General features: G+C 34.7%; 19 protein-coding genes. 12 read left to right on the forward strand and 7 right to left on the reverse strand.

What is annotated here, in order from left to right:
- Positions 1–88: 88 nt before the first annotated feature.
- On the reverse strand, positions 89–1,114 hold the full coding sequence (locus DFQ05_RS01430) for a fasciclin domain-containing protein (protein WP_132702833.1): 1,026 nt from the start codon (positions 1,112–1,114) through the stop codon (positions 89–91).
- Between the two features lie 56 nt (positions 1,115–1,170).
- Here DFQ05_RS01430 and DFQ05_RS01435 point away from each other — a divergent pair, with 56 nt between their 5' ends.
- From DFQ05_RS01435 to DFQ05_RS01465, 7 genes are all read left to right on the forward strand, one after another.
- A complete protein-coding gene (locus DFQ05_RS01435) occupies positions 1,171–1,881 on the forward strand; it encodes a toxin-antitoxin system YwqK family antitoxin (RefSeq protein ID WP_132702835.1) in 711 nt (236 codons plus the stop codon).
- 111 nt (positions 1,882–1,992) lie between these two features.
- Entirely contained in the window at positions 1,993–3,186 is a 1,194-nt protein-coding gene (gene mnmA / locus DFQ05_RS01440) for a tRNA 2-thiouridine(34) synthase MnmA (RefSeq protein WP_132702837.1), read from the forward strand.
- A gap of 71 nt (positions 3,187–3,257) precedes the next feature.
- Complete coding sequence (locus DFQ05_RS01445) at positions 3,258–4,199, forward strand: NAD(P)H-dependent flavin oxidoreductase (RefSeq protein WP_132702839.1); 942 nt, start codon at positions 3,258–3,260, stop codon at positions 4,197–4,199.
- A 96-nt stretch (positions 4,200–4,295) separates the two neighbouring features.
- Entirely contained in the window at positions 4,296–5,603 is a 1,308-nt protein-coding gene (locus tag DFQ05_RS01450) for an MFS transporter (protein ID WP_132702841.1), read from the forward strand.
- A gap of 67 nt (positions 5,604–5,670) precedes the next feature.
- On the forward strand, positions 5,671–7,050 hold the full coding sequence (locus DFQ05_RS01455) for an MATE family efflux transporter (RefSeq protein ID WP_132702843.1): 1,380 nt from the start codon (positions 5,671–5,673) through the stop codon (positions 7,048–7,050).
- A gap of 4 nt (positions 7,051–7,054) precedes the next feature.
- Positions 7,055–7,282 carry a hypothetical protein gene (locus DFQ05_RS01460; protein ID WP_132702845.1) on the forward strand — a complete coding sequence of 76 codons (228 nt, stop codon included), beginning with the start codon at positions 7,055–7,057 and terminating at the stop codon, positions 7,280–7,282.
- Positions 7,282–7,854, forward strand: a complete 573-nt coding sequence (locus tag DFQ05_RS01465; protein ID WP_132702847.1) for a phosphatase PAP2 family protein — start codon at positions 7,282–7,284, stop codon at positions 7,852–7,854. The genes DFQ05_RS01460 and DFQ05_RS01465 overlap by 1 nt, the downstream gene beginning before the upstream one ends.
- Here DFQ05_RS01465 and DFQ05_RS01470 read toward each other — a convergent pair.
- On the reverse strand, positions 7,851–8,564 hold the full coding sequence (locus tag DFQ05_RS01470; RefSeq protein ID WP_132702849.1) for a glycosyltransferase family 2 protein: 714 nt from the start codon (positions 8,562–8,564) through the stop codon (positions 7,851–7,853). The two genes, DFQ05_RS01465 and DFQ05_RS01470, sit on opposite strands and share 4 nt — an antisense overlap.
- A gap of 139 nt (positions 8,565–8,703) precedes the next feature.
- Here DFQ05_RS01470 and DFQ05_RS01475 point away from each other — a divergent pair, with 139 nt between their 5' ends.
- A complete protein-coding gene (locus DFQ05_RS01475) occupies positions 8,704–9,645 on the forward strand; it encodes an NAD-dependent epimerase/dehydratase family protein (RefSeq protein WP_132702851.1) in 942 nt (313 codons plus the stop codon).
- Between the two features lie 2 nt (positions 9,646–9,647).
- Here DFQ05_RS01475 and meaB read toward each other — a convergent pair whose 3' ends face one another.
- On the reverse strand, positions 9,648–10,724 hold the full coding sequence (gene meaB / locus DFQ05_RS01480) for a methylmalonyl Co-A mutase-associated GTPase MeaB (protein ID WP_132702853.1): 1,077 nt from the start codon (positions 10,722–10,724) through the stop codon (positions 9,648–9,650).
- Between the two features lie 9 nt (positions 10,725–10,733).
- Complete coding sequence (locus DFQ05_RS01485) at positions 10,734–11,321, reverse strand: DUF2911 domain-containing protein (protein WP_132702855.1); 588 nt, start codon at positions 11,319–11,321, stop codon at positions 10,734–10,736.
- A gap of 216 nt (positions 11,322–11,537) precedes the next feature.
- On the opposite strand from DFQ05_RS01485, the gene DFQ05_RS01490 reads away from it, so the two are divergent.
- The 4 genes from DFQ05_RS01490 (at position 11,538) to DFQ05_RS01505 (ending at position 15,004) form a co-directional block, all read left to right on the forward strand.
- Positions 11,538–12,086 (forward strand): RNA polymerase sigma factor, encoded by a 549-nt coding sequence (locus DFQ05_RS01490; RefSeq protein WP_132702857.1) that lies wholly within the window; start codon positions 11,538–11,540, stop codon positions 12,084–12,086.
- The gene (locus DFQ05_RS01495; RefSeq protein ID WP_132702859.1) at positions 12,070–12,639 is read left to right on the forward strand and encodes a hypothetical protein; all 570 of its coding nucleotides are present in this window, start codon (positions 12,070–12,072) and stop codon (positions 12,637–12,639) included. Before DFQ05_RS01490 ends, DFQ05_RS01495 begins: the two co-directional genes overlap by 17 nt.
- Positions 12,640–12,683: 44 nt before the next feature.
- Positions 12,684–14,201, forward strand: coding sequence for a YggN family protein (locus DFQ05_RS01500; RefSeq protein ID WP_132702861.1), 1,518 nt, complete (start codon positions 12,684–12,686; stop codon positions 14,199–14,201).
- A gap of 119 nt (positions 14,202–14,320) precedes the next feature.
- On the forward strand, positions 14,321–15,004 hold the full coding sequence (locus DFQ05_RS01505) for a peptidoglycan DD-metalloendopeptidase family protein (RefSeq protein WP_132702863.1): 684 nt from the start codon (positions 14,321–14,323) through the stop codon (positions 15,002–15,004).
- Here the strand turns inward: DFQ05_RS01505 and DFQ05_RS01510 are convergent.
- From DFQ05_RS01510 to DFQ05_RS01520, 3 genes are all read right to left on the reverse strand, one after another.
- Entirely contained in the window at positions 15,001–15,351 is a 351-nt protein-coding gene (locus tag DFQ05_RS01510) for a hypothetical protein (RefSeq protein WP_132702865.1), read from the reverse strand. The genes DFQ05_RS01505 and DFQ05_RS01510 overlap by 4 nt on opposite strands.
- Positions 15,352–15,516: 165 nt before the next feature.
- The gene (locus DFQ05_RS01515) at positions 15,517–15,861 is read right to left on the reverse strand and encodes a hypothetical protein (protein WP_132702867.1); all 345 of its coding nucleotides are present in this window, start codon (positions 15,859–15,861) and stop codon (positions 15,517–15,519) included.
- A gap of 118 nt (positions 15,862–15,979) precedes the next feature.
- Complete coding sequence (locus tag DFQ05_RS01520) at positions 15,980–17,134, reverse strand: toxin-antitoxin system YwqK family antitoxin (protein ID WP_132702869.1); 1,155 nt, start codon at positions 17,132–17,134, stop codon at positions 15,980–15,982.
- Positions 17,135–17,180 lie beyond the last annotated feature (46 nt).

The raw sequence follows: 17,180 nt of genomic DNA on the forward strand, positions 1-17,180 counted from the left end.
TACAAAAAGCCCTCCAAGATGGAAGGCTTTTCACTAACTAAATCAATCAATATAAAAATGAGGTAATCAGCCTCGACTTTTATTCTTTTTAACTTGCAGGTAATAATACTGCATTTACAACATGGATTACGCCGTTGGACGTTTGTACATCTACAGCTATAATACCAGCGTCGTTACCAGCACCATCAACAACATCTGCAATATTTCCGTTTGTTCCTGGCAAAGTAATATCAATGGTTTGACCTTGTAATGTTGTTGGACTCGTAGTTCCGTTTGGTGTTAAATCACCAGACTGCACATTATTTCCAACCACTACATGATGTGCTAATACTGCATTTAATAATGCATCATCGATATCAGCTGGAGAATTCCACATCATATTAGAATCTAGTAATGCTTGAAAAGCAGCATTGTTAGGCGCAAAAACGGTAAATGGTCCTGTACCTGAAAGTGTAGCGACGTACATAGGGTCTGCCGTACTTCCATCTGCCTCTAAAAGAGACGCTACTAAACTAGAGAAGTCATCATTAGCAATAGCCATATCTACAACCGTTGGTGGTAATAATACTTTATTAATTACGTGTACAACTCCATTTGTAGCCTCAACATCGGCAGTTGTTACGTCTGCCCCAGCTGATGTATCAAATCCTCCGTTTAACTCTACCGTACCACCATCTACGTTAAAATATAGGCTTAAGTTTGTATTGCTTGGCCCAGTAGCGCCAGTAGTGGCGTAACCAGAACCTAAATTTATTAATTCACTAGAAGCGATATTGTCACCAATAATTACATGGTTTAATAAAACATTAGTTAATAAATCTAACGGAATGTCGTTTACAGAATTCCAAGTAGGGTCTGTATCTAATAAATCTTGAAAAGCGTCGTCCGTAGGCGCAAACACAGTAAACGGACCTGGTCCTTCTAAAGTTGTTACCAAGTCTGCTCTTACAAGGGCAGCTGCAAGGGCATCAAATCCATTAGCAACAGCAACATCTACTACCGTAGTAGTTTGTACACCTGGGCCGTTGTTGTCATCATCGTCACTACATGCAGTTAATCCTAAAACCATTATAAAAACTGGTAGCAACTTTAAATACTTTGAAATAATTTTCATTTTTTTGAGTTTTGAAAGTTAATATTGTTGTTCATCTTGTTTAACAAATTTATAAAATGATTAAACATAAATTCAAGTTTCTACTTTTTTTTACAATAACTTTAACATCGTTAACCGCTCAGAACGAGATAAATAGTTTTGATAAAGACGGGAAAAGACACGGTATCTGGAAGAAAACCTATCCTAATACAAATCAATTACGTTATGAAGGGCAATTTGTCCATGGAAAAGAAATTGATACGTTTAAGTATTATAAGCTAAAGCGAAAAAAAAGTGTTTTGAGTGCTGTGAAAGTTTTTAATAGCATTGATAATAAAGCCGAGGTTACTTTTTTAGCTTCAAACGGTAAGATTATTAGTCAAGGTAAAATGGCTGGCAAGGACTTTATTGGTCGATGGCTATTTTATCATAAAAATTCTAATAACGTCATGATAGAAGAAAATTATAATCTTCAGGGGCAATTAGATGGCAAGCGCACTGTATTTTTTGTAAGAGGTCAAATTGCGGAGGAAGAGACTTATAAAAACGGGCTTTTAAATGGTATATCTAAAATATATGCAGAGTCTGGAAAGCTCTTGCAAGAGTCATTATACAAGGATGATAAATTAAATGGTATCTCTACATATTATGATGCAGATGGAAATATTCAAGCAAAAGGTAGTTTTAAGGATAATCTAAAAGTCGGTATTTGGGAGTATTACAAGAATGGTGTCTTAACAAGAAAAGTTAATCACGATACTGATAAAGTTTTATACAAAAAGCAATAAATTTTATCTATAGTACCAGTTGTTTTTCGCAATAGCAATGCTGTGCTTTAAAGCCTTTTATTTTTGTAATTTTGTCCTCTATTTATAGAATCCAATAGTTATTAGTGCAAAATGAATAAATCCCGTGTCATCATAGGCCTTTCTGGAGGTGTAGATTCCAGTGTAGCTGCATACCTTTTAAAAGAGCAAGGTTATGAGGTTATTGGCTTGTTTATGAAGAACTGGCACGATGATTCTGTCACCATATCAGACGAATGTCCATGGCTAGAAGATAGTAACGATGCAATGCTGGTTGCTAATAAGTTGGGCATTCCATTCCAAACTGTAGATTTAAGTGTGCAATACAAAGAGCGTATCGTAGACTACATGTTCAAGGAGTACGAAAATGGACGTACACCAAATCCGGATGTACTTTGTAATCGAGAAATAAAGTTCGATGTCTTTATGGATATTGCTTTAGAGCTTGGTGCGGACTATGTAGCTACGGGTCATTATTGTCGTAAAGCTACTTTCGAAAAAGAAGGAAAACAAATCCATCAATTACTAGCAGGTGTAGACACAAACAAAGACCAATCTTATTTTTTGTGTCAATTATCGCAAGCGCAATTGGCTAAAGCTTTGTTCCCCATTGGAGAGTTAACAAAACCTGAAGTCCGCGAAATTGCAAAAGCACAAGACTTAATCACTGCAGAGAAAAAAGATTCTCAGGGACTTTGTTTTATTGGTAAGGTGCGCTTGCCAGAGTTTTTACAACAACAACTTAAACCAAAAGAAGGCGTTATTGTTGAGATTCCTGAAACATTAAATACCTATCACAAATCTATTCCTAGATTTGATTCTAAAACTAATGAATTGGCATTTCATGCAGATAAAACTGAATATAGTATCTCAGATGGTAAAGTCGTAGGGAAGCATCAAGGCGCTCATTATTTCACCAAAGGCCAACGTAAAGGCTTGGCAGTTGGTGGCACAAAAGAACCTTTGTTTGTCATTGAAACCGATGTTAACGAAAATGTCATTTATACAGGTCAAGGTAAAAATCATCCAGGATTATTACGTTCTGTATTATTTGTAAAAAATGAAGAATTGCATTGGGTGCGTGAAGATTTAGCGTTAAAAGATGACGAAACTATGCAAGTAAAGGCGCGTATTCGTTACCGTCAGCCTTTAGAAAACGCGACACTTTATAAAGTTGATTCTGGTTTGTATGTAGAGTTTCAGAATAAACAATCCGCAATCACTGAGGGACAATTTGTTGCTTGGTATTTGGACGATGAGCTTATTGGTTCTGGCGTTATTTCTTAATAATTTCTCTGTCATGCTGAACTTGGTTCTGCATCTTTTATCTAACTTTAAGCCATTAAATAAAAGATGAAATGGCAAATAAAATCACATCACTCTTCGATATAAAGTATCCCATTATCCAAGCCGGAATGATTTGGAATAGTGGCTGGCGATTAGCTTCTGCAGCCAGTAATTCAGGCATTTTAGGATTAATTGGTGCGGGATCAATGTATCCTGATGTATTGCGCGAGCATATCCAAAAATGTAAAGCTGCGACAGACAAGCCGTTTGGCGTTAATGTCCCTATGCTTTATCCAAACATCGAAGAGATTATGGATATCATTGTTGAAGAAGGAGTTAAGATTGTCTTTACGTCCGCAGGAAATCCAAAGACTTGGACCAATTGGTTACAGGAACGAGGAATTACCGTAGTGCATGTAGTGAGTAGTGTAAAATTTGCATTAAAAGCAGAAGCTGCAGGTGTTGATGCAGTTGTTGCTGAAGGTTTTGAAGCCGGAGGACACAATGGTCGTGACGAAACAACGACTTTAACATTAATACCAATGGTGAAAGAACAGTTGAGTATTCCATTGATAGCTGCTGGTGGAATTGCCACAGGAAAAGCCATGTTAGCAACAATGGTCTTAGGTGCAGATGGCGTGCAAGTAGGTAGTCGTTTTGTAGCTAGTGAAGAATCTTCTGCACATCAAGCATTTAAGCAGGTTGTTGTGGATGCTAAAGAAGGTGATACGCAACTTACTCTAAAAGAATTAGCTCCTGTTAGACTTATAAAAAACAAGTTTTATAACGAAGTTCAAGAGCTTTACAAAACAGGACCAACAGTCGAGCAACTCAAAGAACTTTTAGGACGTGCACGAGCCAAGCGTGGTATGTTTGAGGGTGATTTAGAAGATGGCGAACTCGAAATCGGACAAATCTCAGGATTAATTCATGATATAAAACCAGTGACCGAGATAGTAAAAGAAATCGTTGCTGAGTTTGAAACTGCTAAGCAGAATGTAGCATTATTATAACCAATCTATAATTCGTAAAACTTTAAATATTAGCGCTTTGAGCAAGCATTATTTTAAGTTTAGTTTTTGATAGTTTTCATATTGTATCTTTGTTAAATGTCTAAGACCAACCTAGAGAAACTTTACGATTATCTTAATAACGAGTCTGAAGAGCGTGTATGTAAAGGTCTTACAGATGAGGCATGCGAGTACACCGTTCCTAATTTTTTTAAAATATTACTTACACATACATTTACCAAGTTAGGGGATACATTAAGCAATCCTAAAACAGTTTTAACTTGGTTGATGAGTTACGTCAACGCTCCTGTATATCTAATCAGTCTTATCGTGCCAATTAGGGAATCGGGAGCAATGATTCCTCAAATTGCCATCTCCAATTACATTAGTAAGAAAAAAATAAGAAAATGGATATGGGTTATTGGTTCAGTATTACAATTTGTATTTATCGGTTTAATTGGGGTTGTAGCATTATTTTTTAAAAATGCCACAGCTGGCTGGCTTATCGTAGCTTGTCTCATTTTCTTTAGCTTAGCTAGGAGTCTTTGTTCAGTAACATCCAAAGACGTTATTGGGAAAACTATTCCAAAAACTAGACGAGGGCGTTTAAGTGGTTATACGGTTTCACTTTCTGGTGTTTTGGTATTAATTGCTGGTTTGTATATTATTTATAAGTCTAACACAAATGCAGGAGTTAGCTTCTATACGAACTTAATGTTCTTTGCATCTTTTATGTGGATTTTTGCAGCTCTTATTTACAGTACAATAAAAGAGTTTCCTGGAGAAGTGTCAACTGATAAAGAAAACCAACAAACTGTATTCTCCAAATTTTCGCTTCTTAAAACAGATACTCAGTTTCGCAATTTCGTTATTGCAAGATCTCTGTTATTGTGTTCTGCTTTATCAGCGCCGTTTTATGTTTTACTAGCACAAGAATATGTAGGTAAGGAAAGTTACTTATTAGGATTGCTTATTTTGGCAAATGGTATTGCTTCTATTGTTAGCTCACCTTTTTGGGGTAAAATGGCAGATAACTCTAGTAAGAATACGATGGCAATAGCAGTTATTATAGCATCAGTCCTTGGTGTTTTTATGGTTGTTTTAGTAACATTTGCTGAAACATTACGGTCCCAGTTATGGTTATATCCAATTGCATTTTTTGTTCTCGGTATTGCTCATGGCGGTGTTAGATTGGGTAGGAAGACCTATGTCGTAGACATGGCCAAAGGAAATCAAAGAACCGACTATGTATCGGTTAGTAATACGGTTATTGGTCTTATTCTATTATTAACAGGAGGTTTAAGTGCATTGGTATCACTCATCTCTATCGAAGGCGTTATTCTCGCACTTTCATTATTTGGATTTTATGGCGCTTTTCGAAGTTACAAATTACCCAATGTTGAGTAAAGGAATTTCGAAAATAAATCAGTCAAACTAGCTTAAAAACTAAAATCAAAACCGCTACTTTTACGCCATGGTTTTGAGCAATTACACCAAAGAGTTTTCATATAATTTAAAATTAGCGACACCCGTAATACTGGGTATGCTAGGACATACCTTTGTTAGTTTTGTGGATAACGTCATGGTAGGGCAATTAGGAGCCGCAGAGTTAGCTGCGGTATCTTTAGGTAATAGCTTTATATTCATTGCTATGTCTTTAGGTATTGGTTTTTCCACTGCCATTACACCTTTGGTAGCAGAAGCTGATGCAGAAGAGAACTTAGGAAAAGGAAAGTCCGCTTTTAAACATGGCCTATTTTTATGTATCGTATTAGCTTTGCTATTGTTTGGGATGTTACTATTGGCAAAACCACTAATGTATATTATGGAACAACCAGAAGAAGTTGTTGCCTTAGCCATTCCATACTTAGATTTAGTAGCGTTTTCGTTAGTGCCATTAATCGTTTTTCAAGCATTTAAACAATTTAGCGATGGTTTATCGCTTACCAAATACCCCATGTACGCTACCATTTTGGCAAATGTTCTCAACGTAGCTATTAATTATGTATTGATTTTCGGGAAGTTCGGTTTTCCAGAAATGGGTATAGTAGGAGCCGCTGTCGGAACATTAATTTCTCGTTTCGTCATGTTATTTTACCTCTGGTTTTTATTATCTAGAAAAGAAAAATCAAGAGCTTATGTTACAGGCATTAAGCTATTTCACCTCACTAAACAAGCCTTAAAAAAAATTATAAATCTAGGACTACCGAGTGCCATGCAGATGTTTTTTGAAGTAGGGATTTTTACTGCAGCTATTTGGTTAAGTGGAACGTTAGGTGCCAACGCTCAAGCTGCTAATCAAATTGCATTAAACTTATCTTCGATGACTTTTATGGTTGCAACGGGCTTAAGTGTGGCAGCAATGGTACGTGTAGGAAACCAAAAAGGACTAAAAAATTTCCCAGAACTTAAACGCATAGCACAATCTATTTTTTTACTGGGTTTTGTTTTTGCAGTGGTATTTGCTTTATTCTTTGCGGTATTTAATGAGGTACTTCCAAATCTTTATGTCGATTTAGATAATCCAGTAGATGCATTAGACATCGCAGAAGTGGTGGAGATAGCAGCAACATTATTATTGGCAGCAGCAGTATTTCAAATTACAGACAGTTTACAAGTCATTGTTTTAGGTGCGCTTAGAGGATTACAAGACGTTTATATACCAACTTTAATTACGTTTGTTGCGTATTGGCTTATAGGTTTCCCGATAAGTTATTATTTAGGTAAAGAAGATAGTCTTGCAAGTTTAGGAATTTGGATAGGATTATTAGCAGGATTAAGTTCTGCCGCACTATTGTTATATATAAGGTTTGTATATTTGACCAGACGATTAATTTTAGTAAACGAAAACTAATTAAATGGAATTACCAAAGTTCATTTTAGGAGATAACACAGACTATCCAGACGCTATTTTTATCATTCATACAGAATTTCCAAGATTTATTATCAATCTTGAAAATGATGAGGTCGAATGGTTCGAAGAATTTGACCAACATGACGAAAAGGAATTGGCTACCGAAACCGAAAATTATATTCGTTTAGCTACCGAATTCTACGATAGAGAAGTCTCACGATACGAAGACTAATGCTAGAACAAATATTAGAATACGATACAGAATTATTCGTTTATCTCAATGGTTTAGGTAACGAGACTTGGGATGGTTTTTGGCTAATAGTAACCAATAAATTAAGTTTCATTCCGCTTTACATTATTCTGCTAACTCTGGTTTACAAAAAATACGGATGGCAGAAATTATTAGTTATTATTTTAATAATTGTGGCATTAATCACGTTTACTGATCAAATGACAAATGTTGTTAAGCGTGCAGTACTACGTTTTAGACCTTGTGCCTGTGAAGAAATTATGGATAAAATTAGATTCATAGCCGAGCGTTGTAGTGCTAATAGGAGCTTCTTTTCTGGGCACGCATCAAATTCAATGGCAGCTGCAGTCTTTGGAGGTTTACTTTTAAGGCCTTATTTTAAAAACTTAATTTTTATACTGTTATTTTGGGCAGCTATGGTTGCTTACAGCCGTATTTATGTTGGCGTGCATTTTCCTATTGATATTGTCTGTGGTATGGCATTTGGAGCACTAACCGGTTTTGGATTCTATAAACTTTCAGGATTAGTTTTAAAGCGATTTTTTAAAGATTAAGAGCGCTTATCGATGTGGTAATTAATGTATTTTCGCTTCATCCACAGATAGGCAAAGCAATCTAGAAAAGGTCCAAAGAATCTGTTTTTTACACTATACTTTGAGTTACCAGCTAACCGTGGAAAATGTTTAACTGGAACTTGTTTTACGTTTCCGTTGTGAAGTAAAATCATTGCAGGCAAAAAGCGATGTAATCCTCTAAACATGGGAATACGCTTTGCATAAGCTGTGTGAATTATTTTAAGCGGACATCCAGTATCATCAATACCATCATTTGTGAATAACTTTCGGAAGCCATTTGCAAATTTTGAAGATAAACGTTTAATCAGACTATCTTGTCGCTCTAATCTTACACCTGTTACCAATTGATAGTTGTTGGTATAAGGTAACAATAGATTAAAATCATTTGGGTCTGTTTGTAGATCAGCATCTATGTACCCAACGAGGTCGCTTTTAACGGTATCAAAACCAGCTTTTAATGCTGTACTTAATCCGCTATTTTGTTTTAAAGAGATATAATTAAATGTATCTTGTCTATGGCAGATATCTTCAATAAAAGCTAAGCTATTATCAGTAGATCCATCGTTCACAAATAACACGGACGTGTTGATTAATGCATCTTTTACATACGAAACCAATTCGTTCTCCAATCGGATTAAATTCTCTTCTTCGTTATAAACAGGAACTATAATAGTAAAAGACGATTTCATCTGTAGCTCTAAACAGTTTCAACAAATGTATCGTTTTTACCTAACTTCATATAGCTTTGCTCTAATACCAAAAAAAGATGTTTATTTGTGTAATCGATATTTCAAGACCGATAGGTACATAAAAAAGTAGCGTAAACAAATGAAAACTTTAGTCACAGGAGCAGCAGGATTTATTGGGTCGCATTGTGCAGAGCGCCTTTTAGCGTTGGGTCATGTTGTTGTTGGTGTCGATAATTTTTCACCGTATTACAGTAAAAAGTTAAAAAAACAAAATGCCTTGTCAGTCAAAGAAAAAGGTGGAAAGATTATTGTTCTAGACTTAAGAGATAAGAAGAGTTTTAAACATCTGCCAAAAGATTTCGATTATATTTTTCATTTTGCGGCGCAACCTGGTTTGTCTAGTACTGCTACTTACGATGATTACTTTTCTAATAATGTCACCGGAACCGAACATTTAATCGAATTTGCGAAGTCCTGCAAGAGCTTAAAGCTATTTGTAAACATTGGGACGTCCTCTATTTATGGATTAGAAGCGACTTCTCCAGAAACGGCAGTGCCTAATCCCGCGTCGGACTACGGCGTTACTAAATACATGGCCGAAAAATTAGTCTTAGAGCAAAGTGAAAAAGACCATTTTAAGACTTGCTCACTTAGGCTTTATTCTGTGATAGGTCCACGAGAACGCCCAGAAAAAATGTACACCAAATTAATTGATTTAGGTCTTAAAGGAGACGCTTTTCCTTTATTTGAAGGTAGCGAAAAACATTTAAGGAGTTTTACTTACGTTGGTGATATCATTGATGGAATAGTAAGTGTTATTGGTAAAGAAACTAGAGTTAACGGCGAAGTAATTAACTTAGGAACGGAAGCAGAATATACAACACAACAGGGAATAGATACTGTAGAAGACGTTTTGGGTAAATCAATTAAAATAGTAGTAAAACCTAAGCGCGCAGGTGACCAATTACGTACCAAAGCTAATATAGATAAAGCACGAAAATTACTTAGTTATAATCCTACAACTACGCTGAAGGAAAGTATTAAAGCACAAGTAAAGTGGTTTAAAGAAAACTACTCGTAATTTCAAAGACCCAATAAATACTCTGCCGCATTAAAAGGCGTGGTTTTTCCCTCTTCGATTAATGCAATTTGTTTTTTGAGTTCTGTTTTAATAATAGAACGGTTGTAGAAATTAGATTTTAGACGTTCTTCAATGGTTTGTAATAGCCAAAAGGTATTCTGTTGTTTCCGATGTCTATTAAAATAGTTATTAGATTTTGCTTTTAAAACATAGTCCGTTATCATATCCCAAACCTCGGAAATGCCTTCATTTTTTAAAGCACTACATAGCGTTGTTTTAGGTGTCCATCCTGACGCTTTTTCTGGATATAAATGCAGTGCACGATTAAATTCTAACTTAGCAGCATTGGCAGCTTTAATATTTTCTCCATCAGCTTTATTAATTACTATGGCATCCGCCATTTCAATAATGCCACGCTTTATTCCTTGTAGTTCGTCTCCAGCACCAGCTAATTTTAGCAGCAAGAAGAAATCGACCATACTGTGTACAGCTATTTCACTTTGGCCTACACCAACAGTTTCAATTAAAATAGTATCAAAGCCAGCCGCTTCGCACAGAATAATAGTTTCCCTTGTTTTTCTTGCGACACCACCCAGAGAGTCTCCTGAAGGTGATGGACGAATAAACGCATTTTTGGTTTTTACCAAATCTTCCATACGGGTTTTATCTCCGAGGATACTACCTTTACTTAAGGTGCTGCTTGGGTCTACGGCTAAAACCGCAACCTTTTTACTGTTTTTGATGAGGTAAACCCCTAAAGCTTCTATAAATGTACTTTTTCCGACGCCAGGAACACCTGTAATTCCTATGCGAATAGAATTATTTGCATACGGTAGGCATGCGTTAATAATAGTATTGGCTTTTTTAGTATGTGAGGGATTAGTACTTTCAATCAGAGTAATTGCGCGGCTTAAAGCGGTAATATTGCCTTGGATAATACCTTTTACTAACTCTTCGGCAGAGGGTTGTTTTTGGCGTTTAGATTTTATGGCTTTTGCAGAAACCGAACTTAATGACTCAGGCTGTTTAATGCCATCATTCTCTTTAAGTGCAGATTTTTTGGGTTTCGATTTTGCCAAGGTAAACGTTTAGTTTTTCTGTTTTACATTTTCTCCAGAAGAAGAATTCTTTTGTTTTATTGGGACTTCAATTTTTGTGTTATCCCATGCTAGCGTTAATTTTAAATCACCTGTTGTATTATCAAACGCTATAGTAAACTTTTCAACTGTAGTATCTAGATTTTTAGATGGTACTTCAATTTCTACAACATCATAATTAGGGTCCCACATGGGTTCCATCTTTTCGTCAACGCCCCATTGATATTGGCCAGAATTGAACATGACTTTCCAAGAATTTTGCATAGGTACCGTCCATAAGGTATAATTTCCTTTGGGTAAAAGCATTCCTTGGATAATTAAATCTTTATTGGTTTTAAATGTAGTAGCTTCGTTAGCGCCTGTTCGCCACACTTTATTATAAGGGACAAGTGCTCCAAAAATTTCACGCTCTCGTTTAGATGGTCTGTTGTATTCGACTTCTAATTTTAAATCATTTAGCTCAATGGCAGCAGAGTCTTTTGGACTTAGACGCGGTGAAAAAATATTTTCAACAAAAACAGAATATAATAATAAACCTAAAGCGGCTATGAACAGAATAATTAGAATACGTTTCAACATAAATTCTTAAAAATGGAATTTTAAAATTAAGTTTTAAAGATAATTGAAATCCCTAAATTTAAGACTTGAGACAACATATTTTTAACGTGAACATTTTTTTTCAACTTTTTTTCAACTTTTTGCAACACTTAGAAAAATGTATCGTCTTTAAGACAAACCAATCGATTTACCTACAAATTATCACGGTAAATAAAAAACAACCAAAGCCAACCAAGAATGTTTCGAGCAGACATCATTGAAAAGTGCAAACAAAACGACCGAAAAGCGCAATTAAAGCTTTACAATCAATACTGCAATGGCATGTTAATCGTGGCAAAACGTTTTGTAAAAGATACAATGGAAGCAGAAGATGTGGTGCAAGAAGCATTTATAAAGGCATTTGCAAAATTGGAGCAATATAAAGCAGAAGTCACTTTTGGAGCTTGGTTAAAACGTATCGTAATTAACAAGAGCATAGATGTTCTAAAAACCAAAAAAGAGCGTCTTATGGATATAGAAGATGTACAGCTAAAGATAGTAGATACTGCTGAGGACGATTGGTCTGTTGAGGAGAATGTAACAATTGACGATGTAAAATTTGCCATTGAACAGCTACCAGAAAAGTATAAGTATGTGGTTATGTTGTATTTAATTGAAGGTTATGATCATCAAGAAATTTCAGAAATATTAAACATATCAGAAGTGGCGTCTCGAACGCAATTGTCACGAGGAAAACAAAAGTTGAAAGCCTTACTAAAACTAGAGAAAAATGGGACAGAATCTTAGAGATTTATTTAAAAATCAACCAACAGATGAGCATATAAAAATGTCGGAAGGACACGAGGCTCGTTTTTTGCAAAAGTTAGAGGATGCCTTACCGCAGAAAAAGAAGTCTAGTCATTTTGGATTTTTTAATATAGCAGCAAGCGTTGTTGTACTACTAGGATTAAGCTATGGCGCAGTGAAATATTTTGGTGGTGTAACAGATCCAATAGTACCTAGTAATATTGTAGAAACTAAAGACCTAAAAACTATGGGAGATATCTCTCCTGATTTAAAAAAGGTCGAAGATTACTATTTGGCAAGTATCAATCTAGAGCTTTCTAAAGTTGTACTTACCCCACAAAATAAAGATTTGGTAGATGGTTATATCGCCAGATTAAAAGAACTCAATTCCGAATATAACAAGCTTACAAGAGAGTTAAACGAAAATGGCCCTAACGAAGCGACCTTGGACGCACTTATTGATAATCTAAAGTTTAGGTTGGATTTAGTAATGCGACTCAAAGAAAAATTGAAAGAGTTCAACTCTTCCAACTATGACCAAGTAAGTATCTAATCTTAATTATAAATCAAAAAACGAACAGTTTAAAAACCAAAACAATGAAGACAATCAAAATTTTTATGTTGTGCTTAATCACCACAATAGGATTTGCACAAAAGAAGGAAATTAAAACATCGCAAACAGCCAAGGTTAATAAGGATGTTGTAGTAGAATTAAATACCAATTATGTAGAGATAGAAATTGATACATGGAATAAAGATGAAGTAAAAATCGAAGCCTATTTAGAGAGTGATGTGCTATCTCAAGAGGACTTAAAAAAAGCATTAAAAACGTGGAATTTAAACTTTGATGCAACACTAGATAAAGTATATATTTCTTCGGAAGGCGGAAGAGGTGCAGGTCTTTTTCCAAGAAATTCTTACGACGATATATTACAAGAACTAGAATTTAGTCTTGCTGATCTTCCAGAAATTCCAGAAATTAAGGTTTTACCAAATATGGCTAATTTTCCGGATTTACCTGAGCTACCTGAAATGCCCGAATTTCCAGAACTTCCAGAATTACCTGAAGGCGTTAAGACCATTCAATTCGATTATGATAGATATCAAAAAGAAGGTGAAAAATATTTATCCAAGTGGAGTAAGAGATACGAAAAAGAAGGTGGTAAAGAGCTGCAAAAACGAATGGAAGCATGGGCAAAGAAATTTGCAGAGTCGGGCTACGAAGAAAAGATGGCTAAATGGGGTGAAGAATACGGAAAGCGTTTCGAAGGTCAATGGGCAAAAGATATGGAGAAATGGGGAGAAGAATTTGGTGAAAGTTTTGGAAAGGATATGGAAAAATGGGGAGAAGATTTAGGAAAAAAAATGGAAGCATGGGGTGAGCGCTTTGGTAAGCAAATGGAGCAACGCGCAAAGGCTCTTGAAAAAAGAGCTGAAGCTATGGAAAAGCGTGCAGAGCAAACGGCTAAACGCAAAGAAGCTATGCAGGATAGAAAAGCATCTATTTTTGCGCAAAGCTATAACTCCGACAGAAATAGTAAAGTAAAACGTGTTATAAAAATAACAATGCCTAAAAAAGCAAAGTTAAAGCTTAACGTAAGGCATGGTGAGTTAAAAATTGCATCGGCAGTGCATAATGCCAGAGGTGATGTGTCCCATACCTTTTTTGTAGCAGAAAACATTGATGGAAGTGATACTTCCATCAATGTATCTTACTCTCCGGTAGCTATAAATAGTTGGAATGTGGGGTCATTAAATCTCAATTTTGTAAAAAATGCTGAAATTAAGCGTGCAAATAACCTAATGTTAACTTCAAAATCATCTAACATTGTCATTAAAAATCTAACGGATACTGGCATAATAAATGGAAGTTTTGGAGACTTAACAATTTCTAATCTTGCCGAAACATTTAATAATCTAAATCTAGTCTTAGAGAATAGTGATGCGTTCGTAGAAATACCTGAGAGTGTTAATTATAGTTTGTTTTTTAACGGAAATCGTTCTAAGTATAATAATGAGCCAACCAAACAAAAAACAGTAAAACGCTACGATGGTAAACCAACCAGCAAAACTATTGTAGTTAATGCTAAGTATAGCAGCGTGACAATGAATTAACTACTTCGCTGATGCAATTTTTTAATATAAAAGTATGATTTAGAATAGTACTATTTTCTTAGACCTATTTCCCTGTTTTCCATAGAATAGATTCTTATTTTTATGGAAATTTTTTAGTTATGCCATCTTCAACTTTCGAAAGTTATATATTAGGTTTAGATGTGTTTCCAGTATTAGGGGAAAGCTATGTAAACAAAGACTACGTTGCCATAGACTTATCTGTCGATAATTCGCAATTAACACAGGTTAATTTGTCTTCATCTGATGATTTAGAACAGTATATATGGAATCATATAAAACAACATAAGGCTAAAGTTGCTTACGGTGGTTATATCGAAAAACGAGGTATTTATAATCGCAGTTCCCATTTTAATCAACAAAATCCTGACTTGGAAAGAAATATCCATCTAGGACTAGATTTATGGATAGAAGCGAATGCTCCAATTTATGCGCCTCTTGATGGCGAAATTCATAGTTTTAAAAATAATACCAATTATGGTGATTATGGTCCAACCCTAATTCTAAAGCACCAAATAGAAAATTACAGATTTTATACGCTTTACGGTCATTTAAGTATAGAATCTCTAGAGAATAAAAACGTTGGAGACCAAATTTTAAAAGGAGAAGTAATTGCAACTTTAGGTACTGCTGAAGTTAATGGCGATTATGCTCCGCATTTACACTTTCAGCTGATAAAAGATATACAAGATTTCTATGGAGATTATCCAGGTGTTTCTAATCTACAAGATTTGGAGTTTTATAAAACCAACTGTCCAGACCCTAAATTACTTCTCGAATTTTAATATGCAACTTGCTTAAAATCAACCTTGGCAATGGCTGATTTTTCTGTGTCAAAGTATAATACTTGACCTTTAAGTAACGGAATATTCTTCTTCTCCTGAGGTTTAATAGCTATAGTTTTAATGATTTTTCCCTCTTCTTGAATGCGAATTGAAAAGTCGTTTTTACCAATATTTTCTACAATACTAATGCAATCTTTACCAAGGTAAGGGTTAATAGCACCATCTTGGCCAGGACCTTTACCTGCAATGCACATACTTTGTATAGGTTCTAAATTTAAAACAGTTTGACTGTTAATAGCACTAGTTGTAAGAATCAAGACCAGGAAAAAGAAGTTAATTTTTTTCATAACAAAGTTTTATTTTTCAAAGTAAGGATATCCTAATACACAAGTACATAAGGATTCCTTAAAGTTTTGTTATTTAATTGGTTAACGGTATTGTATAATCGTCTCTTACAGGGTGATATGCCTTAATTTTCGGTTTAGTACAGGTTATGGCATTGTTGGCAATAGTTATTTTTCAATTATAACTTGTAATTCTTTTAGTTCCTCTATTACTTTTTGTAAAGAATCTGCATAATTGTTTTTGTGTTTCAGTTTACCCGTACTTAAAAATAAACGTTGTTCGTTTTTAGATTTTAATAGTGCAATTTTTATAACTGTTAGTTTTGAAGCTATTTTGTGATTTATGCTTTCATGATTTTTTTTATATGATTCCGAGACCTTAATGTAATAATCTTGATAACTTCTGATAACCTTTACTGTTGAATTCAATTGCTCCATTGAACCTTCAATACTTGAATATTGAATACTAGTTAAGGATTTCAAATGGTTGGAAATAGTTGTTTTTAAATCCATATTTGATTTGGTAAATTATTTAAATTAATTCTTTTACCATTTTAGTAAATAGGAATTTAAAGTAATAGGCTTTTAGTTGGCTGTAAAATTCAAAAACCAGCTCATTTTGATAAAGATTTTATTTGTTTTGTAATTTTCCATCGATGTAAGTTTCTTTACTAGTCAATTTCCCGTTTTCATCATATTCTAACCAGTCGCCTGATTCTTTATCATTGATAAACCTTCCAATGTATGCCAGCTGACCGTTTTTGTGATATTCTTTATACTCACCAGTTTTTTTCCCGTTTTTATAATATACCACTGCCGCAAGTTTGCCATTATCATGGTACTCTTTCCATTCACCCATACGCTTACCGTCTTCATATGTACCTATTCCTCCTAGCTCACCATTTTCATGATAGTACTTCCAATCGCCTATTTCATCTCCTTCACTGTTATAACTACTTCGTGTTTCAATTTGTCCATTTTCATAATACTCTGTCCAATCTCCGATTTTATATCCTTTACTCTGTTTCCCTTCACTTTTTAATTGCCCATTGCTATAATATTCTTTCCATTCACCGTTTTTTATTCCGTTATTATCATATGTGCCAATTTCTTTTAATTCTCCATTTTCGTGATAGTATTTCCAATCACCTATTTCTTTTTCATTTGTAAGATTACCAGTTTTCATTAAGTTCCCGTTCTTGAAATAAAATTTCCAAACACCCACCTTTTTTCCATCATTATATTCGCCCATTTCACCTAAGTTCCCATTTTCATGATAACTTTTCCATTCGCCAATTTGCAATCCATTCTTACTATCGCCTATTTGTTGTAGTTGCCCATTTTTGTAATAGAATTTCCAAATACCTGTTCTATTACCGTTATCGTAATTCCCAATTTGTGCAAAATTTTCGTTTTCCCAATACGACTTTGACTCTCCGTGCGGTTGACCATCAACAAAATTGGCAACTGTTTCTAATTTTCCATTATTATAATAAAATCTCCAAGTACCAATTCTTTTTCCATTGTCGAAATTTCCAGCTTCAGCAAGTTGTCCATTGTCATGATAATATTTCCAATCTCCATTTTCCTTATTGTCTTTTATTTCTCCAACAGAAACTAGTTGCCCATTTTCGTAGTAAATTTTCCATACTCCAACTTGTTTTCCATTTTCTACTTTGCCTTCAGCTTGTAATTGCCCATTATCATAATAGACCTTTTTTAAATCTTGAGCATGTGATAAACCAAAAATTATCGAGATTAATACTAATAATAATGTTTGCTTCATGATGATATTTTCTGTTTGTTGTCTTCTACTAATTATACCATAACGG

This window comes from Winogradskyella wandonensis (assembly GCF_004346845.1).
Taxonomy (GTDB): Bacteria; Bacteroidota; Bacteroidia; order Flavobacteriales; family Flavobacteriaceae; genus Winogradskyella; species Winogradskyella wandonensis.